The sequence below is a fragment of the Methylobacterium sp. 2A genome (assembly GCF_009806555.1).
In the GTDB taxonomy this organism is placed as follows: Bacteria; Pseudomonadota; Alphaproteobacteria; order Rhizobiales; family Beijerinckiaceae; genus Methylobacterium.
Genome location: NZ_VUOK01000046.1, coordinates 1 through 20263, shown reverse-complemented (window position 1 = coordinate 20263; position 20263 = coordinate 1). Strand labels below are relative to the sequence as shown.

At 69.8% G+C, this 20263-nt stretch carries 24 protein-coding genes; 13 read left to right on the top strand and 11 right to left on the bottom strand.

The window, feature by feature from the left end; all coding sequences use genetic code 11:
* Positions 1-50 precede the first annotated feature (50 nt).
* The gene (locus FVE89_RS20975) at positions 51-308 is read left to right on the top strand and encodes a hypothetical protein (protein ID WP_246731077.1); all 258 of its coding nucleotides are present in this window, start codon (positions 51-53) and stop codon (positions 306-308) included.
* 43 nt (positions 309-351) lie between these two features.
* Here FVE89_RS20975 and FVE89_RS20970 read toward each other — a convergent pair whose 3' ends face one another.
* The gene (locus tag FVE89_RS20970) at positions 352-906 is read right to left on the bottom strand and encodes a GNAT family N-acetyltransferase (RefSeq protein WP_160536215.1); all 555 of its coding nucleotides are present in this window, start codon (positions 904-906) and stop codon (positions 352-354) included.
* Positions 907-1097: 191 nt separating this feature from the next.
* On the opposite strand from FVE89_RS20970, the gene FVE89_RS20965 reads away from it, so the two are divergent.
* Positions 1098-2567 carry a peptidoglycan DD-metalloendopeptidase family protein gene (locus tag FVE89_RS20965; protein ID WP_160536214.1) on the top strand — a complete coding sequence of 490 codons (1470 nt, stop codon included), beginning with the start codon at positions 1098-1100 and terminating at the stop codon, positions 2565-2567.
* A 64-nt stretch (positions 2568-2631) separates the two neighbouring features.
* Here the strand turns inward: FVE89_RS20965 and FVE89_RS20960 are convergent, their stop codons facing one another.
* Complete coding sequence (locus FVE89_RS20960) at positions 2632-2985, bottom strand: YidB family protein (protein WP_160536213.1); 354 nt, start codon at positions 2983-2985, stop codon at positions 2632-2634.
* A gap of 153 nt (positions 2986-3138) precedes the next feature.
* Here FVE89_RS20960 and FVE89_RS20955 point away from each other — a divergent pair, with 153 nt between their 5' ends.
* Positions 3139-3399, top strand: a complete 261-nt coding sequence (locus FVE89_RS20955) for a hypothetical protein (protein ID WP_160536270.1) — start codon at positions 3139-3141, stop codon at positions 3397-3399.
* Position 3400: 1 nt separating this feature from the next.
* On the opposite strand, the gene FVE89_RS20950 is transcribed toward FVE89_RS20955, so the two are convergent.
* On the bottom strand, positions 3401-3805 hold the full coding sequence (locus tag FVE89_RS20950) for a YidB family protein (protein ID WP_160536212.1): 405 nt from the start codon (positions 3803-3805) through the stop codon (positions 3401-3403).
* Positions 3806-3929: 124 nt separating this feature from the next.
* On the opposite strand from FVE89_RS20950, the gene FVE89_RS20945 reads away from it, so the two are divergent.
* The 8 genes from FVE89_RS20945 to FVE89_RS20910 all read left to right on the top strand — a co-directional run bounded on the left by FVE89_RS20945 (position 3930) and on the right by FVE89_RS20910 (position 10251).
* Positions 3930-4811 (top strand): alpha/beta hydrolase, encoded by an 882-nt coding sequence (locus tag FVE89_RS20945; RefSeq protein WP_160536211.1) that lies wholly within the window; start codon positions 3930-3932, stop codon positions 4809-4811.
* 132 nt (positions 4812-4943) lie between these two features.
* A complete protein-coding gene (gene yajC / locus FVE89_RS20940) occupies positions 4944-5276 on the top strand; it encodes a preprotein translocase subunit YajC (RefSeq protein ID WP_160536210.1) in 333 nt (110 codons plus the stop codon).
* Positions 5277-5333: 57 nt separating this feature from the next.
* Complete coding sequence (secD, locus tag FVE89_RS20935; RefSeq protein ID WP_160536208.1) at positions 5334-6938, top strand: protein translocase subunit SecD; 1605 nt, start codon at positions 5334-5336, stop codon at positions 6936-6938.
* A 235-nt stretch (positions 6939-7173) separates the two neighbouring features.
* Entirely contained in the window at positions 7174-8115 is a 942-nt protein-coding gene (gene secF / locus FVE89_RS20930) for a protein translocase subunit SecF (protein WP_160536206.1), read from the top strand.
* A 13-nt stretch (positions 8116-8128) separates the two neighbouring features.
* Complete coding sequence (locus FVE89_RS20925) at positions 8129-8527, top strand: MTH938/NDUFAF3 family protein (RefSeq protein WP_160536205.1); 399 nt, start codon at positions 8129-8131, stop codon at positions 8525-8527.
* Positions 8527-9405, top strand: coding sequence for a phytoene/squalene synthase family protein (locus FVE89_RS20920; protein ID WP_160536203.1), 879 nt, complete (start codon positions 8527-8529; stop codon positions 9403-9405). Before FVE89_RS20925 ends, FVE89_RS20920 begins: the two co-directional genes overlap by 1 nt.
* A gap of 178 nt (positions 9406-9583) precedes the next feature.
* Positions 9584-9961, top strand: a complete 378-nt coding sequence (locus FVE89_RS20915; protein WP_246731075.1) for a type II toxin-antitoxin system RelE/ParE family toxin — start codon at positions 9584-9586, stop codon at positions 9959-9961.
* Complete coding sequence (locus FVE89_RS20910; RefSeq protein ID WP_160536201.1) at positions 9961-10251, top strand: transcriptional regulator; 291 nt, start codon at positions 9961-9963, stop codon at positions 10249-10251. Before FVE89_RS20915 ends, FVE89_RS20910 begins: the two co-directional genes overlap by 1 nt.
* Positions 10252-10617: 366 nt before the next feature.
* Here the strand turns inward: FVE89_RS20910 and FVE89_RS20905 are convergent, their stop codons facing one another.
* The 5 genes from FVE89_RS20905 to FVE89_RS20885 form a co-directional block, all read right to left on the bottom strand.
* Positions 10618-11265 (bottom strand): methyltransferase domain-containing protein, encoded by a 648-nt coding sequence (locus FVE89_RS20905; RefSeq protein ID WP_160536199.1) that lies wholly within the window; start codon positions 11263-11265, stop codon positions 10618-10620.
* Positions 11262-12026, bottom strand: a complete 765-nt coding sequence (gene surE / locus FVE89_RS20900; protein ID WP_160536197.1) for a 5'/3'-nucleotidase SurE — start codon at positions 12024-12026, stop codon at positions 11262-11264. The genes FVE89_RS20905 and surE overlap by 4 nt, the downstream gene beginning before the upstream one ends.
* A complete protein-coding gene (gene serS, locus FVE89_RS20895) occupies positions 12026-13366 on the bottom strand; it encodes a serine--tRNA ligase (RefSeq protein WP_160536195.1) in 1341 nt (446 codons plus the stop codon). The genes surE and serS overlap by 1 nt, the downstream gene beginning before the upstream one ends.
* A gap of 83 nt (positions 13367-13449) precedes the next feature.
* Positions 13450-13815: a nuclear transport factor 2 family protein gene (locus FVE89_RS20890; protein ID WP_160536193.1), complete on the bottom strand. Its 366-nt coding sequence runs from the start codon at positions 13813-13815 to the stop codon at positions 13450-13452.
* A 65-nt stretch (positions 13816-13880) separates the two neighbouring features.
* A complete protein-coding gene (locus FVE89_RS20885; protein WP_160536191.1) occupies positions 13881-14324 on the bottom strand; it encodes an OsmC family protein in 444 nt (147 codons plus the stop codon).
* 167 nt (positions 14325-14491) lie between these two features.
* Here FVE89_RS20885 and FVE89_RS20880 point away from each other — a divergent pair, with 167 nt between their 5' ends.
* Positions 14492-15367 (top strand): ATP-binding protein, encoded by an 876-nt coding sequence (locus tag FVE89_RS20880; RefSeq protein WP_160536189.1) that lies wholly within the window; start codon positions 14492-14494, stop codon positions 15365-15367.
* 7 nt (positions 15368-15374) lie between these two features.
* Here FVE89_RS20880 and FVE89_RS20875 read toward each other — a convergent pair whose 3' ends face one another.
* From FVE89_RS20875 to FVE89_RS20865, 3 genes are all read right to left on the bottom strand, one after another.
* Complete coding sequence (locus FVE89_RS20875) at positions 15375-17504, bottom strand: TonB-dependent siderophore receptor (protein WP_160536187.1); 2130 nt, start codon at positions 17502-17504, stop codon at positions 15375-15377.
* 411 nt (positions 17505-17915) lie between these two features.
* Positions 17916-18386, bottom strand: coding sequence for a dUTP diphosphatase (gene dut / locus FVE89_RS20870; protein ID WP_160536186.1), 471 nt, complete (start codon positions 18384-18386; stop codon positions 17916-17918).
* Positions 18383-19264: a CoA ester lyase gene (locus tag FVE89_RS20865; RefSeq protein WP_160536184.1), complete on the bottom strand. Its 882-nt coding sequence runs from the start codon at positions 19262-19264 to the stop codon at positions 18383-18385. The genes dut and FVE89_RS20865 overlap by 4 nt, the downstream gene beginning before the upstream one ends.
* 104 nt (positions 19265-19368) lie before the next feature.
* Between FVE89_RS20865 and FVE89_RS20860 the strand changes: the two genes are divergently transcribed.
* Complete coding sequence (locus tag FVE89_RS20860) at positions 19369-20190, top strand: DUF429 domain-containing protein (protein WP_160536181.1); 822 nt, start codon at positions 19369-19371, stop codon at positions 20188-20190.
* The last annotated feature ends 73 nt before the right edge of the window (positions 20191-20263 follow it).

Genomic DNA, 20263 nt, shown 5'->3' with positions numbered 1-20263 from the left:
CTTCGATGGAAGCCTTGTCGGCAGCTCTGTGGAGCTTGGCAGCGCCGGGCATGACGCCGAAGGCGTTGCGTGCGGCTGTCCGCGCGAGCCATCCCGAGGCGTCGAAGAAGGATATCGTGCGCGCGGCCTTCTACGCGTTGATCGAGGCCCGGTCTCAGGACGCACAGACCCTCGATGCGCTGCACCGATTCGCGCTCGCCGAGCGTATACCCTCCGACGAGCCGCCCATGACGATCGGCAAGCGGCGGAAGAAGAAGCAGCGCAAAGCCGTCGAAGCGCCGGTAGCCGAGACCGCCGTCGCCGCCTGAGCGACGAGCGCGCGGGCTGAGCGTCTCCGGTCGGAAGATGGGTCTAGCTGCGCCGGAGCAGCCGCCGGCCCGGCCGATGTCCTTCCTCGCCCGTGTCGCGGAAGCCGAGCTTCCTCAGAAGCTCCCATGACGCGACGTTGGCGGGCCGGCACTCCGCCACGATGGTTCGGCTCGGGAAGCGCTTGGCGAGAAGGCCGATGATCGCCGAGACCGCCTCGAACGCGAATCCGCGCCCGCGCGCGGCGCCGCCGATCCAGTAGCCGATCTCGATCGTGCCCGCGCCGCGCAGATGCGTGCCCACGACGCCGATGAGTTCACGGCCTGCGGACCCGGCGGATGGGTCCGCGGCGCCGGCTTCGCGCCGCCAGGCGCCGAGAAACCGGTCCTGCCCCCGCCGCCCGCTGAGAATCAGATCCTCGGCGTCCTGCAGGGTGAACCGCGCGGGCAGGAAATCCACCGCGGCGGTGATGGCGGGATCGTCCGTGAGCCGGCGCAGGGCATCCGCATCCTCGGGCCGCAAAGCCGCGATCGACAGGCGCGGGGTTTCGATCCCGGGCAGGTCGCAGAGGCTGGCGCGGGCGGCGCGGATGGTAAACATCCCTTCGAGATGGGGTGCCGATCGGTGCGGAAAAGGCACGGTCGCGGCCCCCACGATCATCCGGCGAATACAGCGAAAATCCTCTGTCGCCCTTCGCGCAAGGGATGCAGTCACGCGGCACGGGAACGGTTGCTTAACCTGAATCCGTCTTCATTGGGGCATCAGGTTGCGTCAGGCAAACGGGTGCGTCGATGCGGGTGCGCGGTAAGGGTCGGATGTTGCGGACGCTGTCGCGGGTCGCCCTCATCGGCATCATCGGCGGGGCGGCGGCCGCCTGTTCGTCGGATGCATCGCGGTTGAGCAACCCGTTCTCGAATCCATTCGACTCGGAGCCCTCGGCCACCGGCAGCCTGCCCGACGGCAGCCTCAAGCCGGCCCCCGCGATCCGCACCGGCCGCATCCAGTCGGAAGCGCTGGGCGCGCCGACGGCGCCGCGCACGGCCAGTATCGCGCCTCCGGCCCAGACCCATGCCGCGGCGCCCGCCACCCGCGTCGCCTCGACCGGGCAGGTCGGCTGGAGCGCCCAGGGCGGCACCCAGATCACCGTCTCGCAGAACGACAGCCTGAACCAGATGTCGACCCGGTATGGCGTTCCCGCCTCGGCGATCCTGTCGGCCAACGGCCTGACCAGCGCGAGCCAGATCACGCCCGGGCGGCAGATCGTGATCCCGGTCTACAATGCCTCGGGCATGAACCCGGCCGCCGCGCCGATGACCGCCCGGCCGGCCCGGGCCGCGGAGGAGAAGCGCGAGGACGCCAAGCAGATCGAGGGCAAGCTGGCCGCCAAGCGCGAGGAAGCCGCCAAGGAAACGAAGCGCGAGGAGGTCAAGCGCGAGGAGGCCAAGGAAGCCGCCAAGGAAGCTGCCAAGCGCGCCGCCGAGAAGGAAGCGGAGCGCAAGGAAGCGCTGGCCCGCGATGCCGCCGCCCGCAAGGTCGCCGACACGAAGTCCCGCAAGGAGACCGTGAAGGAGGCCGCCAAGGAAGCCACGAAGGTGGACGAGAAGCCGCGCCACGTCCGTCCGGGACAGGTCGCCAAGGCCGACGAGAAGAAGCCGGATCCCAAGGCCGAGGCGAAGGCCAAGGCCGAAGCGAAGGCGATGGAGGCCAAGGCCGAAGCCAAGGCCGCCGCGAAGGCCGAGGCCGCCCAGAAGCTCGCCGAGGCCAAGGCCGCCAAGGAGGCCGCGCAGAAGGCTGCCGCCGCCGAGAAGGTCGCCGCCAGGGAAGCGCCGAAGGCCGCCGCGCCGGCGAAGCCCGAGCCGGCCGCCACCGGTTCGGTCGCCGAGGCCGCGGCTTCCGAGAGCTTCCGCTGGCCCGCCAAGGGCCGGGTGATCTCGGGCTACGGCAGCTCCGGCAACGAGGGCATCAACATCGCGGTGCCGGAGGGGACGCCCGTCAAGGCCGCCGAGGAGGGTACGGTCGCCTATGCCGGCTCGGACGTGAAGGGCTACGGCAAGCTCGTGCTGGTGCGCCACGCCAACGGCTACGTCTCGGCCTACGCCCATAACGGCGAGCTCGACGTGAAGCCCGGCGACAAGGTCAAGCGCGGTCAGGTGATCGCGAAGTCCGGCGCGTCGGGCAACGTGACCTCGCCCCAGCTGCACTTTGAGATCCGCAAGGGCGGCGCCCCGGTGGACCCGATGTCCCAGCTCGCCAGCAACTGAGCGGCGCGTTCGATCGGAAGTGAGCGGCGGCCCCGAGGGGCCGCCGTTTGCGTTTCCGGAGCCGTCAGGCCTGGGGCACCTGCAGCGTGCCGTCGGGGCTGTGGTGATCCACCGCCTGCGGCAGCGCCTCGGCCAGGGTCGGGAAAAGCTGATCCATCGGGATGCCGAGCTTCTGCGCCATCTGGCGCACCTGCTCGTTGTCCAGCACCTTGCGCAGGTCGTCCGCGGTGATCGGTTCGTTCGGGCCGCGGCCGAGCCAGGAATTCACCTGGCTCTCGTAGCCGGAGCGGCGGAGCTGATCGAGCAGCGCGTTGAGGCCGCCGGGCAGCACCTGCTGGATGATGCCGGGCAGCGCCTTCAGCGCCATCTGGCCGAGCGAGCCGCCAAAAGCGCCACCCAGTGAGTCGAGCAAGCTCATGGTGTTTCCCCGTCGACCGATTCAACCAGGACCAGTCTAGGGCGCATCCTCGGCACGGGGGAGGCCGGGGCCGCGTGAACGGCAATTTAATCGACAGGGCGACCGGCATGGCCCGCTATGCCGCTCTGACGTCGGTTTCCCGGTCGCGCGGTGATGAGACTTCCGGCCCTGTCCCTGCTGCTCTTGGTCTGGGCCGGTGCGGCCTTGCCGGCGCATGCCGAGGCGGCCCGGGCGGCGCCGGACGAGCGCACCCTGACGGACGCGGTGTTCGTCCGGCCCCTCTACGGCGTCTACCGGCATTGCGGCGGCGCCTGCCTCAAGAGCGGTTCACTGACGTGGTACTGCTTCCAGAAGCAGAGCTGTTACCTGAGCTGCGCCACCGCGCCGCCGCTGATGAAATGCGCGATCCCGTAGCTCAGCGGACCTGCGTGCTGAAATTCGGCTGCGGCTTCAGCACGCCGTTCTCACTCTGCGCCGCGACCGCGGCCGGCAGGAATTCCGAGAGGGAGGTGGCGACCCGCCCCGCGGGAATGCCGAGATCGTAGGCCAGTCGCTCGGTGACGGCCTCCGGCAGGCACGCCGCGATGGCCGGGGCCGGAACGGCCCGCCGTGCGTCCGGCGGCGTCTGCGTCGCGAGCCAGGAATCGACCGCGCCGCCATGGCCGGTTTCGCGCAGGCGATCGAGGAAGGCCACGAGGCCGCCCGGATAGAACTTCGCCAGCGCCAAAGCGAGCTTGCCGCTGCCGGTGTCTTCCAGGGCCCGATCCGCCGCGGCCGCGAGGTCGCCGATCAGGTTCTTCGCACCGTCGAGCAGGCCCATGGTTCTCCCCCGTCACGCTTGCGTTCCACGGGAGAAGTCGGGCGCGAAGCGCTGCCGGCAAGCGCGTGCGGCAATTCCGCGGCGGATCGCGTAAGCTGCGGCTTGCAGAACTGCGGGACTCGTCATGAAGAGCGTGCGCGCCGGCGTGCTGGAGATCGCCTACCGGGAGGAAGGTCCGCCGGACGGGCCGCCGGCCGTGCTGCTCCACGGTTTCCCGTATGACATCCACGCCTACGACGTCGCGGCCGAGCGGCTCGCGGCTGCCGGGATACGCTGCCTGATCCCGTACCTGCGCGGCTATGGGCCGACGCGGTTCCTCGATCCCGCGACGCCGCGCTCGGGGGAGCAGGCCGCGCTTGGGGCCGACCTCCTGGCCTTCCTCGACGCCCTCGGCATCGGGCGCGCCGTGCTCGCTGGCTACGATTGGGGCGGCCGGGCGGCCTGCGTGGTCGCCGCCCTCTGGCCGGAGCGGGCGAAAGGGCTCGTGAGCTGCGGCGTCGGCTACAACATCCAGAACATCCCGGCCGCCGGGCGGCCCGTCGCGCCCGAGGCCGAATATCGGCTCTGGTATCAGTATTACCTGCACGGCGAGCGCGGCCGCGCCGGTCTGGCCGCCAACCGTGACGCCTTCTGCCGCCTGCTCTGGCAGCTCTGGTCGCCGAGCTGGGGCTTCGACGCCGAGACCTTCGCGCAGACCGCCCGATCCTTCGGCAATCCCGATTTCGTCGACGTGGTGGTGCATTCCTACCGCCACCGCTTCGGCCTCGTGCCGGGCGACCCGGCCCTCGTCGAGATCGAAGCCCGCCTCGCGGCTCAGCCCGAGATCACGGTGCCGTCGATCGTGCTGCTCGGCGCCGATGACGGCGTCGGTCCGCCGCCCGCGACCGATACGGATGCGCGCCATTTCACCGGCCCGTACCGGCGTGAGATCGTCGCGGGGGTGGGCCACAACTTTCCGCAGGAGGCGCCGGACGCCTTCGCGGCGGCGGTGCGCGCTCGTCTCTGACGGCCTCACAGGGGTCCGTCGCTTCGACGTTGCTTTCGGGAAGCCCCTGGCTATAGTCCGCGCGCTTTTCGACAGGTCTGCCCACGCCGAAAACCGGCGGCAGGCCCGATCGCCATTTGCAGGAGACGCTCGTTGATCACCCCCGCCTTCGCGCAAGGGGCCGGTACGGCCGCTGGCGGAGCGGAGATCGCCTTTCAGGTGATCCCGTTCGTCCTGATCTTCGTGATCATGTACTTCCTGATCCTGCGGCCGCAGCAGAAGCGGGTCAAGGACCACCAGGCGCTGCTCAAGTCCGTCCGCCGGGACGACACGGTGGTGACCAATGGCGGCCTCGTCGGGCGCGTGACCAAGGCGGCAGACGATCAGCCGGAGATCGAGGTCGAGATCGCCCCGAACGTCCGCGTGCGGGTCGTCCGGTCGATGATCTCCGAGGTCCGCGCCAAGGGCACCGTGAAGGCCGCCTGAACTCCCGGTTGAAACGGCCGGCGTAACGCGCCGGCCCACAAGAGAAAAAGACGGCCGATGCTGCGCTTCTCCCGTGCGAAGATCATCGCGACGCTGGGCCTGATCCTGGTGGGGCTGATGCTCGCCGTGCCGAGCTTCTTCTCGCCCGAGCAGCGCAAGGGCTTCGTCGCCAGCCTGCCCTCCTGGTTCCCGAGCTGGGTGGTGCCGACCCGGGCCATCGTGCTCGGGCTCGATCTCCAGGGCGGCTCGCAGCTCCTGCTCGAAGTCGATCAGAACGAGCTGATCGCCTCCCAGGCCAAGGCCCTGCGCGATGACGTGCGCCGGGTGCTCCAGCAGGAGAATGTCCGGGCCGACGGCGGCATCGGCCTGCTCCAGCGCGGCGTCCAGGTGAAGATCGCGGACGACGCGGCACGGGCCAAGGTGCTGCCCAAGCTCCAGGAACTGTCGCAGCCGATCACGATGTCCCTCGGCCAGACCGCCGCCCGCACCCTCGACATCTCCGAGCAGCCCGGCGGCCTCGTCCGCCTGACTCTGACCGATGCCGGCATCACCGATCGCACCCGCCGGGCCGTCAGCCAGGGCATCGAGGTCATCCGGCGGCGTCTCGATTCCACCGGCACCACCGAACCCTCGATCCAGCAGCAGGGCGCCGACCGGATCCTGATCCAGGTGCCGGGCGAGCAGAACCCGGAGCGCCTGGAAAAGCTCCTCGGCTCCACCGCCAAGCTCGAATTCCGGATGCTCGCCGACAGCCCCTCGGGCGATGTCGACCTGCTGCCCTCCAAGGACGAGAAGGGCGCCAAGGTCCCGGTCGAGCGCCGGGTCATGGCCGATGGCGGCGAATTGACCGACGCGCAGCCCTCCTTCGACCAGCAGTCCCACGAGCCGATGGTGAGCTTCAAGTTCAACCTGCGTGGGGCGCAGCGCTTCGGTCAGGCGACCTCGGAGAATGTCGGCCGGCGCATGGCCATCGTGCTCGACAACGAGGTGGTCTCGGCCCCCGTGATCCGCTCGGCGATCACCGGTGGCTCGGGTCAGATCACCGGCAACTTCACCGTGCAGCAGGCCAACGACCTCGCGGTGCTCCTGCGGGCGGGCGCGTTGCCGGCCAAATTCACCGTGGTCGAGCGCCGCGTCGTCGGCCCCGGCCTCGGCCGCGACTCGATCGAGGCCGGCAAGCTCGCGACCCTGGTGGCGGCGGGCCTCGTGGTCTGCTTCATGTTCGCGACCTACGGGACCTTCGGCTTCATCGCCAACATCGCCCTGATGGTCCATGTCGGGCTGATCCTGGGCCTGATGTCGGTGTTGGAGGCCACCATGACTCTGCCCGGCATCGCCGGCATCGTGCTCACCATCGGCACCGCGGTGGATTCCAACGTGCTGATCTACGAGCGCATGCGTGAGGAGCAGAGGGCCGGCCGGTCGCTGATCTCGGCGCTCCAGGCGGGCTTCGATCGGGCGTTCGCCACCATCATCGACTCGAACTCGACCATGGCGATCGCCGCCCTGATCCTGTTCTTCCTCGGCTCGGGCCCGGTGAAGGGGTTTGCCGTGGTCTTCATCCTCGGCATCCTCACCACGGTCATCACCGCGGTGACGTTGACCCGGATGATGATCGCGGTGTGGTACAAGACCTTCCGACCGAAGGCCCTGCCGTTCTGAATGAACTCACTTTCGGGAGACGCATCACCGCTGGCCTGATCCCTTGATCCAAACCACCACCTCATCCTGAGGTGCCCGCGTGAGCGGGCCTCGAAGGAGGGCTCCGGGGATCGCAGCTGTCACTGGAGGACTCCTTCGAGGCCTCCGCTCCGCTCCGGCACCTCAGGATGAGGTCGGAGATTGGAGAAGCGAGCTGAGCTGGTGCTGCGATCTTCCCAACGTTAGGTCCGAAAAAATGCGCCTGCTCCGCCTCTGGCCCGATGAATCGCATTTCGACTTCATGCGATTCCGGCGCGTCACCTTCCCGCTCTCGGCGGTGCTCTCGCTCGCCACGGTGGTGCTGTTCCTGACCGTCGGGCTGAATTTCGGCATCGACTTCAAGGGCGGCACCCTGGTCGAGCTGCAGGCGAAGTCCGGCACCGCGGATGTCGCCGCGATCCGCCATACGGCGGCGGCCTTCGGCTACGGCGAGCCGGAGGTGCAGGAACTCGGCAACCAGGGCACCGTGCTGGTCCGCCTGCCGCTCCAGCCCGGCGAGCAGGGCCAGACCGCGGTGATGAACAAGGCGCACGCCGCCTTCGACACGGATTACGACTTCCGCCGGACCGAGACCGTGGGTCCCCGCGTTTCCGGCGAGCTGGTCCAGTCCGGCACGCTCGGCGTCGTGCTCTCGGTCGTGGCGGTGCTGCTCTACCTGTGGTTCCGGTTCGAGCGGGAGCTGGCGCTCGGTGCCATCGTGGGCACCCTCCACGACATCGTGCTCACGGTCGGCGTGTTCATCATCACCCGGATCGAGTTCAACATGACCTCGATCGCGGCGATCCTCACCATCGTGGGCTACTCGCTGAACGAGACCGTCGTGGTGTTCGACCGGACCCGCGAGCTGATGCGCCGGTACAAGACCATCCCGACCGTCGACCTGCTCAACCTGTCGATCAACTCGACCATGTCGCGCACGGTGATGACCTCGATCTCGTCCGCCCTGTCGCTGCTGGCGCTCGTCCTGTTCGGCGGCGAGGCCATCAAGGGCTTCGCGACCGTGATGCTCTGCGGCGTCCTGATCTGCACCTACTCGGCGATCTTCATCTCGACTCCGGTGTTGATCTATCTGGGGCTGATGCTCTCCGGCGCCCGCGCGGCCTCGGAGCGCTCCGGCGTCCCGCAACCGGCGGAGTAGTCCTTTTTCCGCGATGGCCGATCAGCCAAACCCGAAAAGCTTCGAGTCCGGCTTCGTGCCGGGGCGCCACATCATCGACACCTACGGCAATGGCGGCTTCCGCTTCGCCGGGATGTCGCATCGCGGCTCGATCCTGCTGCTGCCCTCCGGCGTGCGCGCCTGGGACGTGACCGAGCCCCGGGCGATCGACCGGACGGCACTCCGCCCGGTCCAGGCCGAGGCCGGCGACATCGAGCTGCTGCTGGTGGGCACCGGCCTCGACATCGCGGCGATCGATCCCGCGCTCCGGGGCTGGCTCAAGGATGTCGGCGTCGGGCTCGACGTGATGCAGACCGGGGCCGCGGCGCGGACCTACAACATCCTGGTGGCCGAGAACCGCAAGGTCGCCGCCGCCCTGATCGCGGTGGCCTGATGCCGGAGGTGGAGGGCCAGACCGCCGAGACCGGGCTCGCCTTCGCGCAGTCGCACTGCGAGGAGCTCGTGCGGTCCGGCGATCCGGATCGCTACTACGCGACCCTGTTCGCGCCGGCCGCCGCCCGCCCCCACCTCTTCGCGCTCTACGCTTTCTCGTTGACCATCGCCCGCGTCCGCGAGGCCGTCTCGGCCCCGATGGCCGGCGAGATCCGCCTGCAATGGTGGCGCGACGCGCTGCAGGGCGAGGCGCGGGGCGATGTCCGCGCCAACCCGGTGGCGGCCGCGCTCGAAGAGGCGATCCGGGTGAACCGCCTCGGCCGCCAGCCCTTCGTCGATCTGATCGATGCCCGGGTGTTCGACCTCTACGAGGATCCGATGCCCCGGGTGAACGACCTGGAGGGCTATTGCGGCGAGACCGCCTCGGCCCTGTTCCGGCTGGCGAGCCTCGTGATCGGCAACGGCACGGAGCCGGGCGGCGCGGGGGCGGCCGGGCATGCCGGCGTCGCCTACGGGATCACCGGTCTGCTGCGCGCCCTGCCCTGGCACGCCCGTTCGGGCCAGGTCTACCTGCCGGCCGACATCCTCGGCCGCTACGGCGTCACCCGCGAGGACATCGTCACGGGCCGCGGGGGTCCGGGCCTGCGCCGGGCCTGCGCCGACCTGCGCGCCCTCGCCCGGCAGCACCTGAAGGCCTTCGAGGCGGCGCGCCCGACCATCGCGCCCTCGGCCGGCGCCGCGTTCCTGCCGGTGGCTCTGGTGGAACCCTACCTCGCCGCGATGGAGCGGGCGAGCTACGACCCGCTCAACACGCTCGTCGAGATGCCGCGCTGGCGCCGGCTGTGGCGGCTGTGGCGGGCCGCGCGGCGGTTGGGGTGAGCGGTCGCGCTCAGGTTCATCGGCCCCTGCGGGAAAAGTCGGGTTTTTCGGTCAGCGACTGCACCGTTGTCGACCCTTTGCACATTGCCGACGGGTTGGTCTGAACCACCCGCCCAGTGCTCAGCCCCGAACGACGCGGTTTTCTCTTGCCGCGTATACGGCATTGCCGTATATATCGATGATGCATGCGGTCCTCACCACCGACTCGTTCGAGGCCGATGCGGAGGCTGCCGGTCTTTCCGAGGATGAGATCGGCGCCATGGTCCAGTGGCTATCCGCCAACCCGCAAGCGGGCGCCGTGATGCAAGGGACCGGAGGCGCGCGAAAAGTGCGGTTCGCCGGCAAGGGCAAGGGCAAGAGTGGGGGCTACCGGACGATCCACTATTACGGCGGCGACGACGTGCCCCTGTTTCTGCTGGCCTTGATCGACAAGGGGGAGCGGGACAATCTCACCAAGGCCGAGCGGAACGCCCTCGCCCATGAACTCTCCCAACTCGCCGACGACTATCGTGCCGGTATCGCGGCACGCCTTGCTAAGCTGAAAAGGAGGATCTGATGAGCAAGCTCGGTGAGCGCCTTCTGCGGAGCGCCAAGGAGGCCCGGGCCATTGCGCGTGGCGACGCTCAGCCCGCGCGGGTCTTCACGCCCCCGCAAATCGATGTCGCCGCGATCCGGAAGAAGACTCGTCTGTCCCAGGATCGCTTCGCACAGCGCTTCGGCCTGTCAGTCGCCGCGATCCGCGATTGGGAGCAACATCGCCGTACGCCGGATCCAGCCGCCAGAACCCTGCTGCTGGTCATCGACAAGGAGCCTGAGGCCGTGGCTCGGGCGCTGGCGACGGTTTGAGGGAGACACAGGTTCACCGGGCAAATAGCCGTCGATCTTGCGAAGTTCGAGCGGCTAGCTCGCAGGACCCAAGCGGCTGTCCGTTTCACGAGGCGCAGGTCTGTCGCCTCGACGGTGGCAAGCGCATCGGCCGGCTCCGCGAATTCGACCTCGTCGGCCTCACCATCACGCCAGGCGCCGACGATCGTCCCCTCGGACCCCGCCTCCATCGTGACACCGTCATCCGTCACCGCAGCGGCTTTCAGGCCACCCAATCGCGATCTCGGAAGTCCGGTCGCAACTCGTTGCGTCTGACGATGTAATGCGCCTCGACCGACATGCTGGCAGGATGACGAGCCCGCCCCCGCGGTGCAAGGGAGCGCCCGATCAGAGAACCCGCGCCAGTCCCGGCACCAGCGCAGCCAGACGAACCGGTGCGCCCGGCTCTACCTCGGCCTCCGGTGAGGCCAGGACGGCGACCCGGCACAGGTCGCCGCCGCTGAGACCCGTCACCAGCCGTCCACCCGGTTCGAGCGCCGCGCGCCAGTGCGGCGGGATTGCCTCCACGCTGCCGTGGACGAGGATTCGGTCGAAGCCGCCATCCGGCAACTCCGGGGCCAGCCCGTCCGCCCGGACGACATGCGCCTCCGGCAGCGCCGCGAGCCGCCGCGTCGCCTCGACGGCGAGGGTCACCGAGCGTTCCAGGCTCAGGACCGCACTCGCGCCCAGCCGGGCGAGCAGCGCCGTGACGTAGCCCGAGCCGGTGCCGATCTCCAGAACGCGCTGGCCCGGCTCGACCCGCAGCAGCGCCAGCATCAGCGCCACGGTGGACGGCGCCGTCATGGACGCGCCGCAGGGCAACGGCAGGGCGATATCTCGCCTTGCGTGCTCCCGATACGGGGCCGGCGCGAAGGCCTCCCGCGGCACCTGCTCCATCGCCCGTAGCACCGCGGTGTCGCGCAAGCCCCGGCCCCGGAGCGCCATCACGAAGGCCGCGTTCCCGGCAGCCGCCTCCAGGCTGCCCAGGTCGATCACGCCGAGAAGGCCTGTGCGAAGCGTGTCAGGGTCGGCTCGTCGGTCAGGTCGAGGCGCAGCGGCGTCACCGAGATCCGCTTCTCGGCGATGGCCTTGAGATCCGAGCCGTGGCCCGGCTCGAACCGCGCCTTGGCGAAGGCCAGCCAGAAATACGGGTTGCCGCGCCCGTCGACCCGCGCATCGATCGACAGCAGCGCCTGATTGCGGAAACCCTGCGCCGCGACCGCGATGCCCTGCACGGCGTCCGGTTCGCAATCCGGGAAATTCACGTTGATCAGGATGCCGGGCTCGATGCCCGTGTCCAGGATCTTTTGGATCACCTTCGGCCCGTGGGTGCGGGCGCAGTCCCACTTCAGCGCGCCGCGCCCGCCCGCGCCGTAGGCCTGGCTCAACGCGATGGAGCGGATGCCCAAAATGGTCCCCTCCATGGCGGCCGCGATCGTGCCCGAATAGGTCACGTCCTCGGCGACGTTCTGGCCGCGATTCACCCCCGACAGGACGAGATCCGGCCCGTGATCGCCCAGGATGTGGCGCACGCCGAGGATCACGCAGTCCGATGGCGTGCCCTTCACGGCGAAGCGCTGCTCCGAGACCTGCCGCAGCCGCAGCGGATCGTTCAGCGAGAGCGAGTGCGACACGCCCGACTGGTCGCTCTCCGGCGCCACCACCCAGACGTCGTCCGACAGCTCGCGGGCGACCTCCTCCAGGGTTGCGAGGCCCGGCGCGTGGATGCCGTCGTCGTTGGTGACCAGGATGCGCATCAGCGAGGCCCTTCGATCCGGTTGAGCCCGCCCATGTAGGGGTGGAGCACCGACGGGATCGTGATGCTCCCGTCCGGGTTCTGATAATTTTCCATGACGGCAATGAGCGCGCGGCCGACCGCCACGCCCGAGCCGTTGAGGGTGTGGACGAAGGCCGGCTTGCCGTCCTTGCCCCGGTAGCGGGCGTTCATCCGCCGGGCCTGGAACTCGCCGCAGACCGAGCACGAGGAAATCTCGCGGTGGGTGCGCTGGCCCGGCACCCAGACCTCGATGTCGTAGGTCTTCTGGCTCGCGAAGCCCATGTCGCCGGTGCAGAGGGTCATCACCCGGTAGGGCAGATCCAGCTTCTTCAGGACGGCTTCCGCGCAGGTGAGCATCCGCTCGTGCTCGTTGGCGGACTCTTCCGGTGTTGTGATTGAGACCAGCTCGACCTTGTTGAACTGGTGCTGGCGCAGCATGCCGCGGGTATCCCGCCCCGCCGCCCCGGCCTCGGCCCGGAAGCAGGGGGTGAGCGCGGTGAAGCGCAGGGGGAGTTCTTCCTCGCGGAGGATCGACTCACGGACGAGGTTGGTCAGCGGCACCTCGGCGGTGGGGACGAGCCAGAACTTCTCGGTGTTGCCCGAAGCCGGATCCGCTCCGGTCTCCAACGTCCTCACGGCGTCGAGACCCTTGAAGACCGAGAACTGGTCGTCCTCGAACTTCGGCAGCTGCGCCGTGCCGAACATGGCGGCGTCGCGCACCAGCACCGGCGGCGCGACCTCCAGATAACCGTGCTCCTGCGTGTGCAGGTCGAGCATGAACTGGCCGAGCGCCCGTTCCAGCCGGGCGAGCTGACCTTTGAGCACCACGAAGCGCGAGCCCGACAGCTTGGCCGCGGCCTCGAAATCCATCAGGCCGGCGGCCTCGCCGAGCTCGAAATGCTCGCGTCCCTCGGTCAGCCGCTCGCGGGTCGGGGCGTGGCTGCGGTAGAGGACGTTGCCGTGCTCGTCGGCGCCCTCCGGCACGTCGGCCTTCGGCCGGTTCGGGATGGCGGCGAGCCGGTCGAACAGGGCCTTGTCGGCGGCGTCCTGCGCGGCCTTCAGCTCCGGCTCGGCGCTTTTTAGCGCCGCGACCTCCGCCATCAGGGCGGCGGCGCGCTCCTCGTCCTTCGCCTTCTTGGCGCCGCCGATCTCCTTGGCGAGCGCGTTGCGCCGCTCCTGGTTGGCCTGCGCGGCCGAGACCGACGCCTTCCGCGCCTCGTCCAGCGCGATCAACTCGGCCGAGAGCGGCGCGAGGCCCCGGCGTTGGAGGTCGCGGTCGAAGGCGTCCGGGTTCTCCCGGATGGCGCGGATGTCGTGCATCGAGTCGGCTCGGGTCTTGGGCGCGGCGTTGAGCGCGCGCGCCCCGCTTTGCCGCATCGCGTCCAGTGGGACAAGCGCGCCTCTCAGTCCTTCGGCGGCGCGAGCTTGAGCTGGTCGATCACCCAGAGCCACGTCCCGTCCGCCTGCTCGCGGGCGACCTCCACCGAGAAGGCGCCCCTGGGCAGCCGGGCGACGGTCATGGCGAGCGTCCCATTGCGCAGGGGCGGCAGGGTCTCGGGGGCCGGGAAATCGGATTTGCGCGCCAGCAGGTCGGTGTAGAAGCTGCGGATCTCGGCATGGCCGGTGGCCACCACGCGGCCCGCGGCCAGGATGGCGTCCGGCTCGTAGAGGGCGACGAGGCCTTCGACGTCGCCCGCATTGGCGCGCTGATTGAAGAGGATGGCCAGCGCTTCGGGCGCACGGGCGGGCTCACGGGTCTCATCCGACATGGCGTCTCCTGATCCGGTTCGCGTTGCGGGAATGCGCCGGGCGGCGGATCTTTCCGCGGGCGGGCTCATGTCAGGCGGGTTCCGTCGCGATCCGTCACCGAGACGGCGACCGGGATTCCGGCCTTCACGCTCTCCGAGACGGTGCAGAACCGCTCGAACTGTTCCAGCACCCGGTCGATCCGGGGCATCTCGGCGGCGGCTGCGCCCAGGCCGATCCGCACGTCGATCCCGGTGATGCGCAGGCGGCCCTCGGCGTTGCGCTCGACCCGGCATTGCGCCTCGGCGGCGACGCCGCGCGCGTCCTGCCGGAACTTTCCGAGGGCGAAGACGAGGCTGGCGCAGAGGCAGTTCGCGACGCCGGAGATCAGGATCTGCTCGGGGAACGGCCCGGTCCCGCCGCCGATCGGGGGCGCCTCGTCGGTGACGAGCGCCGGCAGGGCGGCGCCGAAATCGACGGTGAAGACGTAAGCATCGACCTGGGTGATCCGGATCGTCGGTCCCGCATCCATTCTTCCCCTCCAGCGGGGGCGCGTGCCTCGACCCACCGAGGGATCCAACGCCCGATCCGCGCGCCTGTTCGGCTGATTACGCCATGCATCCGCAACCGGATGCTTTCCGCCGGTCTTCCCCGTAGAACCGGCCCCCTGACCGACGTGAACCCGAACCCCCCGAGCCGATGACGAGCGCCCCCACACTCGACGCCCTGATGCCGCTGCTGGAGCGCATCGCCACTGCGCTGGAGCGCGCCGCGCCCCCGACCCCGCCGGCCTTCGACCCGAATGCCGCCGACGCCTTCCTGTGGGGGCCCGAGCGCCGGCTCACGCCCGTGCCGCAGGTGGCGCGCGTTGAGATGGGACTGCTCACCGGGATCGACCGGGCCCGCGACACCCTGGTGGAGAACACCGAGCGCTTCGCCCGCGGCCTGCCGGCCAACAACGCCCTGCTGTGGGGCGCCCGCGGGATGGGCAAGTCGTCGCTCGTCAAGGCGGCCCATGCCGAGATCAACGCCCGCCGGCCGGCGGGTTCGCTGCCGATGAAGCTCGTGGAGATCCACCGCGAGGACATCGAGGCCCTGCCCGACCTGATGGCCCTGCTGCGGCCCGACCCGCACCGCTGGCTCGTCTACTGCGACGACCTCTCGTTCGATGCCGACGACACCTCGTACAAGTCGCTCAAGACGGCGCTGGACGGCGGCATCGAGGGCCGGCCCGGGAACGTGCTGTTCTACGCGACCTCCAACCGCCGCCACCTGCTCGCCCGCGATATGGTGGAGAACGAGCGCTCGACCGCGATCAACCCCGGCGAGGCGGTGGAGGAGAAGGTCTCGCTCTCGGACCGGTTCGGCCTGTGGCTCGGCTTCCACAAGTGCAGCCAGGACGAGTATCTGGCGATGATCCGCGCCTATACGGAGCGCTACGGCCTCGACGTGGCGCCGGAGCAGTTGCGGGCGGACGCCCTCGAATGGGCCACCACCCGCGGCTCCCGCTCGGGCCGCACCGCGTTCCAGTTCATCCAGGATCTCGCAGGGCGGCTCGGCAAGACGCTGGATTGATCCGCCTTCAGTAATCGATCGAGGCCGACAGCCAGACCGTGCGCGGCGCGCCGAGGATCAGGGCGCCGTTCGGGTTGGCGATCCAATGGTGGCTGTCGGCGATGTTGCTCACGCTGGCCCGCAGCGTGACGGGCTTGTCGCCGAGCGTCGTGGCGTAGCGCAGGCCGAGATCGACCGTCGTCCAGTCCGGGATCTTCTGCAGGACCGCCTGGAACGCCGTGCCGGCATAGGAGCCGCTCGTATAGACGACGGTTGCGGTCGCCGTGAGCCCGCGCAGGAACGGCGTGTCCCATTCCCAGCCCAGGGTGGTCTGGAACCGCGGCGCGCCCGTCGCGGGGTTGCCGGCATAGGGCCTGCCCGGAGTCCGCGCCCACCGCGCGTCGAGCAGGGTTGCGCCGGCGATCACCCGCAGTTCGGGCAGGATCTCCCCGAAGACGGTGCCCTCGAAGCCGCGGTTCCGCTGGTCGCCGACGATGCCGTAACGCTGCGTCTGCGCGTCGAGCAGACCCGCCGGGCTGGTGATCTCGAACGCCGCCAGCGTCACGCCGAAGCTCTGGAAGTCGAGCTTCGAGCCGATCTCGTATTGCTGGGTGCGGGCGGGCGCGAAGGTTTCGTTGGCGTTGATCGCCGAACTCGGTGCGCGCAAAGCGGTCAGCCCCTCGACGCTGTTCGCGTAGAGCGACAGGACCGGCGTCGGCCGCACCACGACGCCGAAGGCCGGCGTGATCGCGCTCTTGTCGTAGGCGGTGCTGAGGAGGCCGGTCACCGGCGCATAGTTGCCGGCCTCGATCGCCTGCCGCCGGACCCCGACCAGCAGCTCGACGAGGCCGTCGGCGAAGGTCATCGTGTCGGCGACCGCGAGGCTCGTCAGCCGGTTGTAGCTCGCCCGGCCGCGGGGGAACGACGCCTTCAGATCCGGCTTGCCGGGCGAGGCCAGGCGCACCGGCGCGTAGATGTTCGTGGAATAATTTGGATAGGTGATCTGGCCGAGCGTCAGATCCTGATCGAGGGCGGTGGCGGTGAACACCGCCTCGTGACGGATGTCGCCAGTCGCGAAGCGGGCGCGGGCTCCGGCCTCGCCCGAGATCGAGACCGTGTCGCCGCTCTGGAAGACGGAATTCGACCGCGCCCGGCCCGTCGCGTCGAGGAGCGTGAAGGCCGGGTTCTCCTGCTTGGCGTAGGTGAAGTGGTTCGAACCCAAAGCCGCGAACAGGGTCAGGTCCTGGGTCAGGTCGTATTCCGCGCGGGCCAGGCCGGTGATGCTGTCGGAGCGGGAGAAGTCGAAGCGCTGGGACAGGTTCCTGCGCGGGTCGGGCGCGCGGGGAATCCGGATGCCGGGCAGCGGGTTGCCGCCCCGGGTCTGGCTGTCATAGGCGTCGTGCTGATAGATCACGTCCCCTGAGAGCCGCAGGCGTTCGCCGGCATAGTCGAGGCCGAGCGAGCCCACGGCGTTGCGCTGCCCGGTCAGGTCGATCGGCGTGGTGCCGTCGAGGCCCGCGGCGTTGATCCGCACGCCGACCTGCTTCGCATCGCCGTAGCGCCGGGCCACGTCGACCTCGGCGCCGCCGCGGCCCGGGGAGGCATAGTCGACCGTGACCCGGTTCAAGGGCTCGTCGCCCGCCCGCTTGGTGACGACGTTCACGGTGCCGGCGATTCCGCCGTTCAGCGGCACCCCGAACAGGAAGGCGGCCGGACCTTTCAGGATCTCGACCCGCTCCAGGGGCGCCGGGTCGATGCGGTAGTCCGGCACGAGGCCGTAGAGCCCGTTGAGCGCAAATTCCCGGTTCTCGATGCGGAAGCCCCGGATCGTGACGGCGTCATAGCGGTTGCCGCTGCCGATCGCGGCGCGCACCGAGGGGTCCGTCCGGGTCAGGAGATCGCCGACGCTGATCACCTGCGTGTCGCGGATGGTCTTCTCGGTGTAGCTCGCCGTGCTGAACGGCGTCTGCATGTAGTCCCGGTTGCCGAGCAGCCCGAGCCGGCTGCCGCGGGCCACCTGCCCGCCCGCGAAGGACGGCGGCAGGGTGTTCGCCCCAGCCGGTCCATGGGATTCCACCGAGAGTGTGTCGAGCTGAACCGATGTGACGCCGGCATCCTCGGCGCGTCCTGGTGAGGCCGCGGTCGAAAGACAGGTCATCAGCAGAGCGATCCGGCGCGCGCGCCGAACATTTATGAGTTCGGATAAGATAAAGAGCATTTTTGTGGATTTTGGCACAAATACACCGTCTGGTCGGTCAAATCGGCCGGCTCAGGTCGGTGTGATCTGCTAATGATCCGGCATGATATGCCGTTATCAAACGTAAAATCGGGGATCAAGCGTCATGATTTAGAATGAATTCAAGTCTAAATTTGCGCTTCGGCACTTCGCTGCGACGATATGGCCACGCGAAAGCGCAGAAGGTCGAGATATGATTGTTAATACAGTCACCGAGCTTGTACAGCTGTGACCTATATTTATGTCGAACAGCTGCGGGCTCATCATATCCGCTCGGACGCGCGCAGAGTGACAGAGCCCTTTTCGCTGGGGGCGCGGAGATCGGCCTTCGGATCAGCGCCCGCTCGACCCGAAGCCGCCCGTGCCGCGCCCCGAGCCGGAGCCGGCCTCGCCCTCCAGCACGGTCAGGACCGGCCGGGCGATGCGCGTGAAGACCAGCTGGGCGATCCGCTCGCCGGGTTCGATCCGGATCGGGCCGGCCTCGGCACGGTTCCAGGCCGAGACCATCAGCGGCCCCTCGTAATCCGCGTCGATCACGCCGGTGCCGTTGCCCAGCACCAGCCCCTCCCGGTGGCCGCGGCCGGACCGCGGGAAGATCAACCCGCACCATGCGGGGTCCCGGATCAGCACGCTGAACCCGGCCGGGATCAGGGCTGGCGCTTCGCGGGGCGGCAGGATCAGCGGCGCGTCCAGGCAGGCGTGCAGATCAAGGCCGGCGGCCGCCGCCGAGCCCCAGCGCGGGAAGCCCCAACCCGTCAGGCGCGGGTCGAGGATCCGCAGGCCCACCTCGGGCAGGTCGCTCACGCGCCGAGCCGTTCGATCGCTTCGGCCAGCGCCAGAATCCGCCGGGCCGCCTCGACGTGCAGGCGCTCGACCATCTTGCCGTCGACGGTCACGACCCCGCGCTCGCGATTCTCAGGGGCAGCGAACACGTCGAGCATCCGCCGCGCCTTCGCGACGGCCTCGGCGTCCGGCCCGAAGGCCAGGTTGGCCGGGCCGATCTGGCTCGGATGGATCAGCATCTTGCCGTCGAAGCCGAGGTCGCGGCCCTGCGCGCACTCGGCCTCGAAGCCGGCCGCGTCGGTCAGGTCGGTGAAGACGCCGTCGATCGCCTCGATCTCGTAGGCCCGCGCGGCGGCCAGCACCGTCATCAGCCAGGGAACCAGCGCGGCCCGTCCCGGCGGCGGGATCCGGGCCGCCTTCAGGAGGTCGTTTGGGCCGATCACCAGGGCGGCGAGCCGCCCGTCGACGTCCCGCGCCGCCCCGGCGATCTCGGCGGCGTTGACGACCGCCATCGGCGTCTCGATCATCGCCCAGACCCGCGTCGCCAGCGGCGCGCCGAGCCGGCGCAGACGGGAGCCGACGGCGATCAGCGTATCGGAGCTGCGCACCTTCGGCACCAGGATGGCGTCCGGGGCGGCGGGGGCGAGGGCCACGAGATCGGCCTCGCCGTCCTCGGTCTCGGGCGGGTTGATCCGCACCACGACCTCGCGCGCCCCGAAGCCCCGGGCCGCCACCGCGGCCGCGACCTGCGCGCGGGCGGCTTCCTTGGCCTCCGGCGCGGTTCCATCCTCGAGGTCGATCAGGATGACGTCGGCGGGCAGCGTGCGCGCCTTGTCCAGCGCCCGGGCGTTGGAACCGGGCATCGCCAGCACGCTGCGGCGGGGACGGATCTCGCTCATCACGCTACTCCCGGTTCGGCGGCGGCCGTGCGATGCGGATAGCTGTCCGCGCCAGCCCGGACAAGAAGGCAGCGCGGGCCGGGTTGCACACGGGGAGGAGCGCGATGGCGCGGTGGATCGCGGGGCTCGACGGCTGCCGGGGCGCCTGGGCGGGGGCCCTGCTCGACCTCGACGACCCCGACCGGCACCGCTGCGCCCTCTTCCCGGACGTGGTCGCGCTCCTCGACGCGCCGGAGCAGCCGCTCGTGGTCGGGATCGACGTGCCGATCGGCCTGCCCGACCGGATCCTCGGCGGCGGCCGGCCGGCCGATCTCGCGGCGCGCGCCAAGCTCGGCCCGGCGCGGTCGTCGGTCTTCCCGATGCCGCCGCGGGCTGCGATCTACGCGGCCGATTACGAAGCGGCCAAGGCGGTCTCCCGGGCGGCCAGCGACCCGCCCTTCGCGCCCTCGATCCAGGGCTACAACATCTTCCGCTATGTCCGCGCGGTGGACATGCTCCTGCGGGCGCGGCCGGAGCTGTGCAGCCGGGTCCATGAGGTCCACCCGGAGGTGGCGTTCCACGCCCTCAACGGCGGCCGGCCGCTCGGCCTGCCCAAGAAGGGACCACGAGCCCGGGAGGGGCTCGACCTGCGGCGCGGACTGCTTGCCGCGGCGGGGCTCCCCAGGGCGCTGATCGAGGCCCGCGCCAAGGGTGTCCCAGCCGATGATCATCTCGATGCGCTCGCCGCGCTGGCGGTGGCGCGCGACATCCTCGCAGGCCAGGCCGTGCCGATGCCGGATGCGACGGAGCGCGACGCTTACGGGCTGCCGGTGGTGATCTGGGCTCCGGCCGAGCCGAAGGGGGCGCCCGCCATCGGGGACATCGATTTCGGTGGCGAAGCCGTTCTTTCGGACGCAAGCGCGTTGTCACGCGGCCAGGAGCCCTAGAGCTATTCCCGCAGACGTTGCGACGGATCAGCGTTTGCGGCGTTGACGGATGAAGGAGCCGGCGATGCCATCA

Coding starts and splice junctions, on each gene's coding strand:
- FVE89_RS20920 (WP_160536203.1), top strand. CDS start 8,527: ATGCCGGAGGTGGAGGGCCAGACCGCCGAGACCGGGCTCGCCTTCGCG.
- secF (WP_160536206.1), top strand. CDS start 7,174: ATGCGCCTGCTCCGCCTCTGGCCCGATGAATCGCATTTCGACTTCATG.
- surE (WP_160536197.1), bottom strand. CDS start 12,026: ATGCGCATCCTGGTCACCAACGACGACGGCATCCACGCGCCGGGCCTC.
- FVE89_RS20960 (WP_160536213.1), bottom strand. CDS start 2,985: ATGAGCTTGCTCGACTCACTGGGTGGCGCTTTTGGCGGCTCGCTCGGC.
- FVE89_RS20915 (WP_246731075.1), top strand. CDS start 9,584: ATGATGCATGCGGTCCTCACCACCGACTCGTTCGAGGCCGATGCGGAG.
- FVE89_RS20975 (WP_246731077.1), top strand. CDS start 51: ATGACGCCGAAGGCGTTGCGTGCGGCTGTCCGCGCGAGCCATCCCGAG.
- serS (WP_160536195.1), bottom strand. CDS start 13,366: ATGCACGACATCCGCGCCATCCGGGAGAACCCGGACGCCTTCGACCGC.
- FVE89_RS20955 (WP_160536270.1), top strand. CDS start 3,139: ATGAGACTTCCGGCCCTGTCCCTGCTGCTCTTGGTCTGGGCCGGTGCG.
- FVE89_RS20890 (WP_160536193.1), bottom strand. CDS start 13,815: ATGTCGGATGAGACCCGTGAGCCCGCCCGTGCGCCCGAAGCGCTGGCC.
- FVE89_RS20950 (WP_160536212.1), bottom strand. CDS start 3,805: ATGGGCCTGCTCGACGGTGCGAAGAACCTGATCGGCGACCTCGCGGCC.
- secD (WP_160536208.1), top strand. CDS start 5,334: ATGCTGCGCTTCTCCCGTGCGAAGATCATCGCGACGCTGGGCCTGATC.
- FVE89_RS20880 (WP_160536189.1), top strand. CDS start 14,492: ATGACGAGCGCCCCCACACTCGACGCCCTGATGCCGCTGCTGGAGCGC.
- FVE89_RS20860 (WP_160536181.1), top strand. CDS start 19,369: ATGGCGCGGTGGATCGCGGGGCTCGACGGCTGCCGGGGCGCCTGGGCG.
- FVE89_RS20970 (WP_160536215.1), bottom strand. CDS start 906: ATGTTTACCATCCGCGCCGCCCGCGCCAGCCTCTGCGACCTGCCCGGG.
- FVE89_RS20885 (WP_160536191.1), bottom strand. CDS start 14,324: ATGGATGCGGGACCGACGATCCGGATCACCCAGGTCGATGCTTACGTC.
- FVE89_RS20945 (WP_160536211.1), top strand. CDS start 3,930: ATGAAGAGCGTGCGCGCCGGCGTGCTGGAGATCGCCTACCGGGAGGAA.
- FVE89_RS20925 (WP_160536205.1), top strand. CDS start 8,129: ATGGCCGATCAGCCAAACCCGAAAAGCTTCGAGTCCGGCTTCGTGCCG.
- FVE89_RS20865 (WP_160536184.1), bottom strand. CDS start 19,264: ATGAGCGAGATCCGTCCCCGCCGCAGCGTGCTGGCGATGCCCGGTTCC.
- FVE89_RS20875 (WP_160536187.1), bottom strand. CDS start 17,504: ATGACCTGTCTTTCGACCGCGGCCTCACCAGGACGCGCCGAGGATGCC.
- FVE89_RS20965 (WP_160536214.1), top strand. CDS start 1,098: ATGCGGGTGCGCGGTAAGGGTCGGATGTTGCGGACGCTGTCGCGGGTC.
- FVE89_RS20910 (WP_160536201.1), top strand. CDS start 9,961: ATGAGCAAGCTCGGTGAGCGCCTTCTGCGGAGCGCCAAGGAGGCCCGG.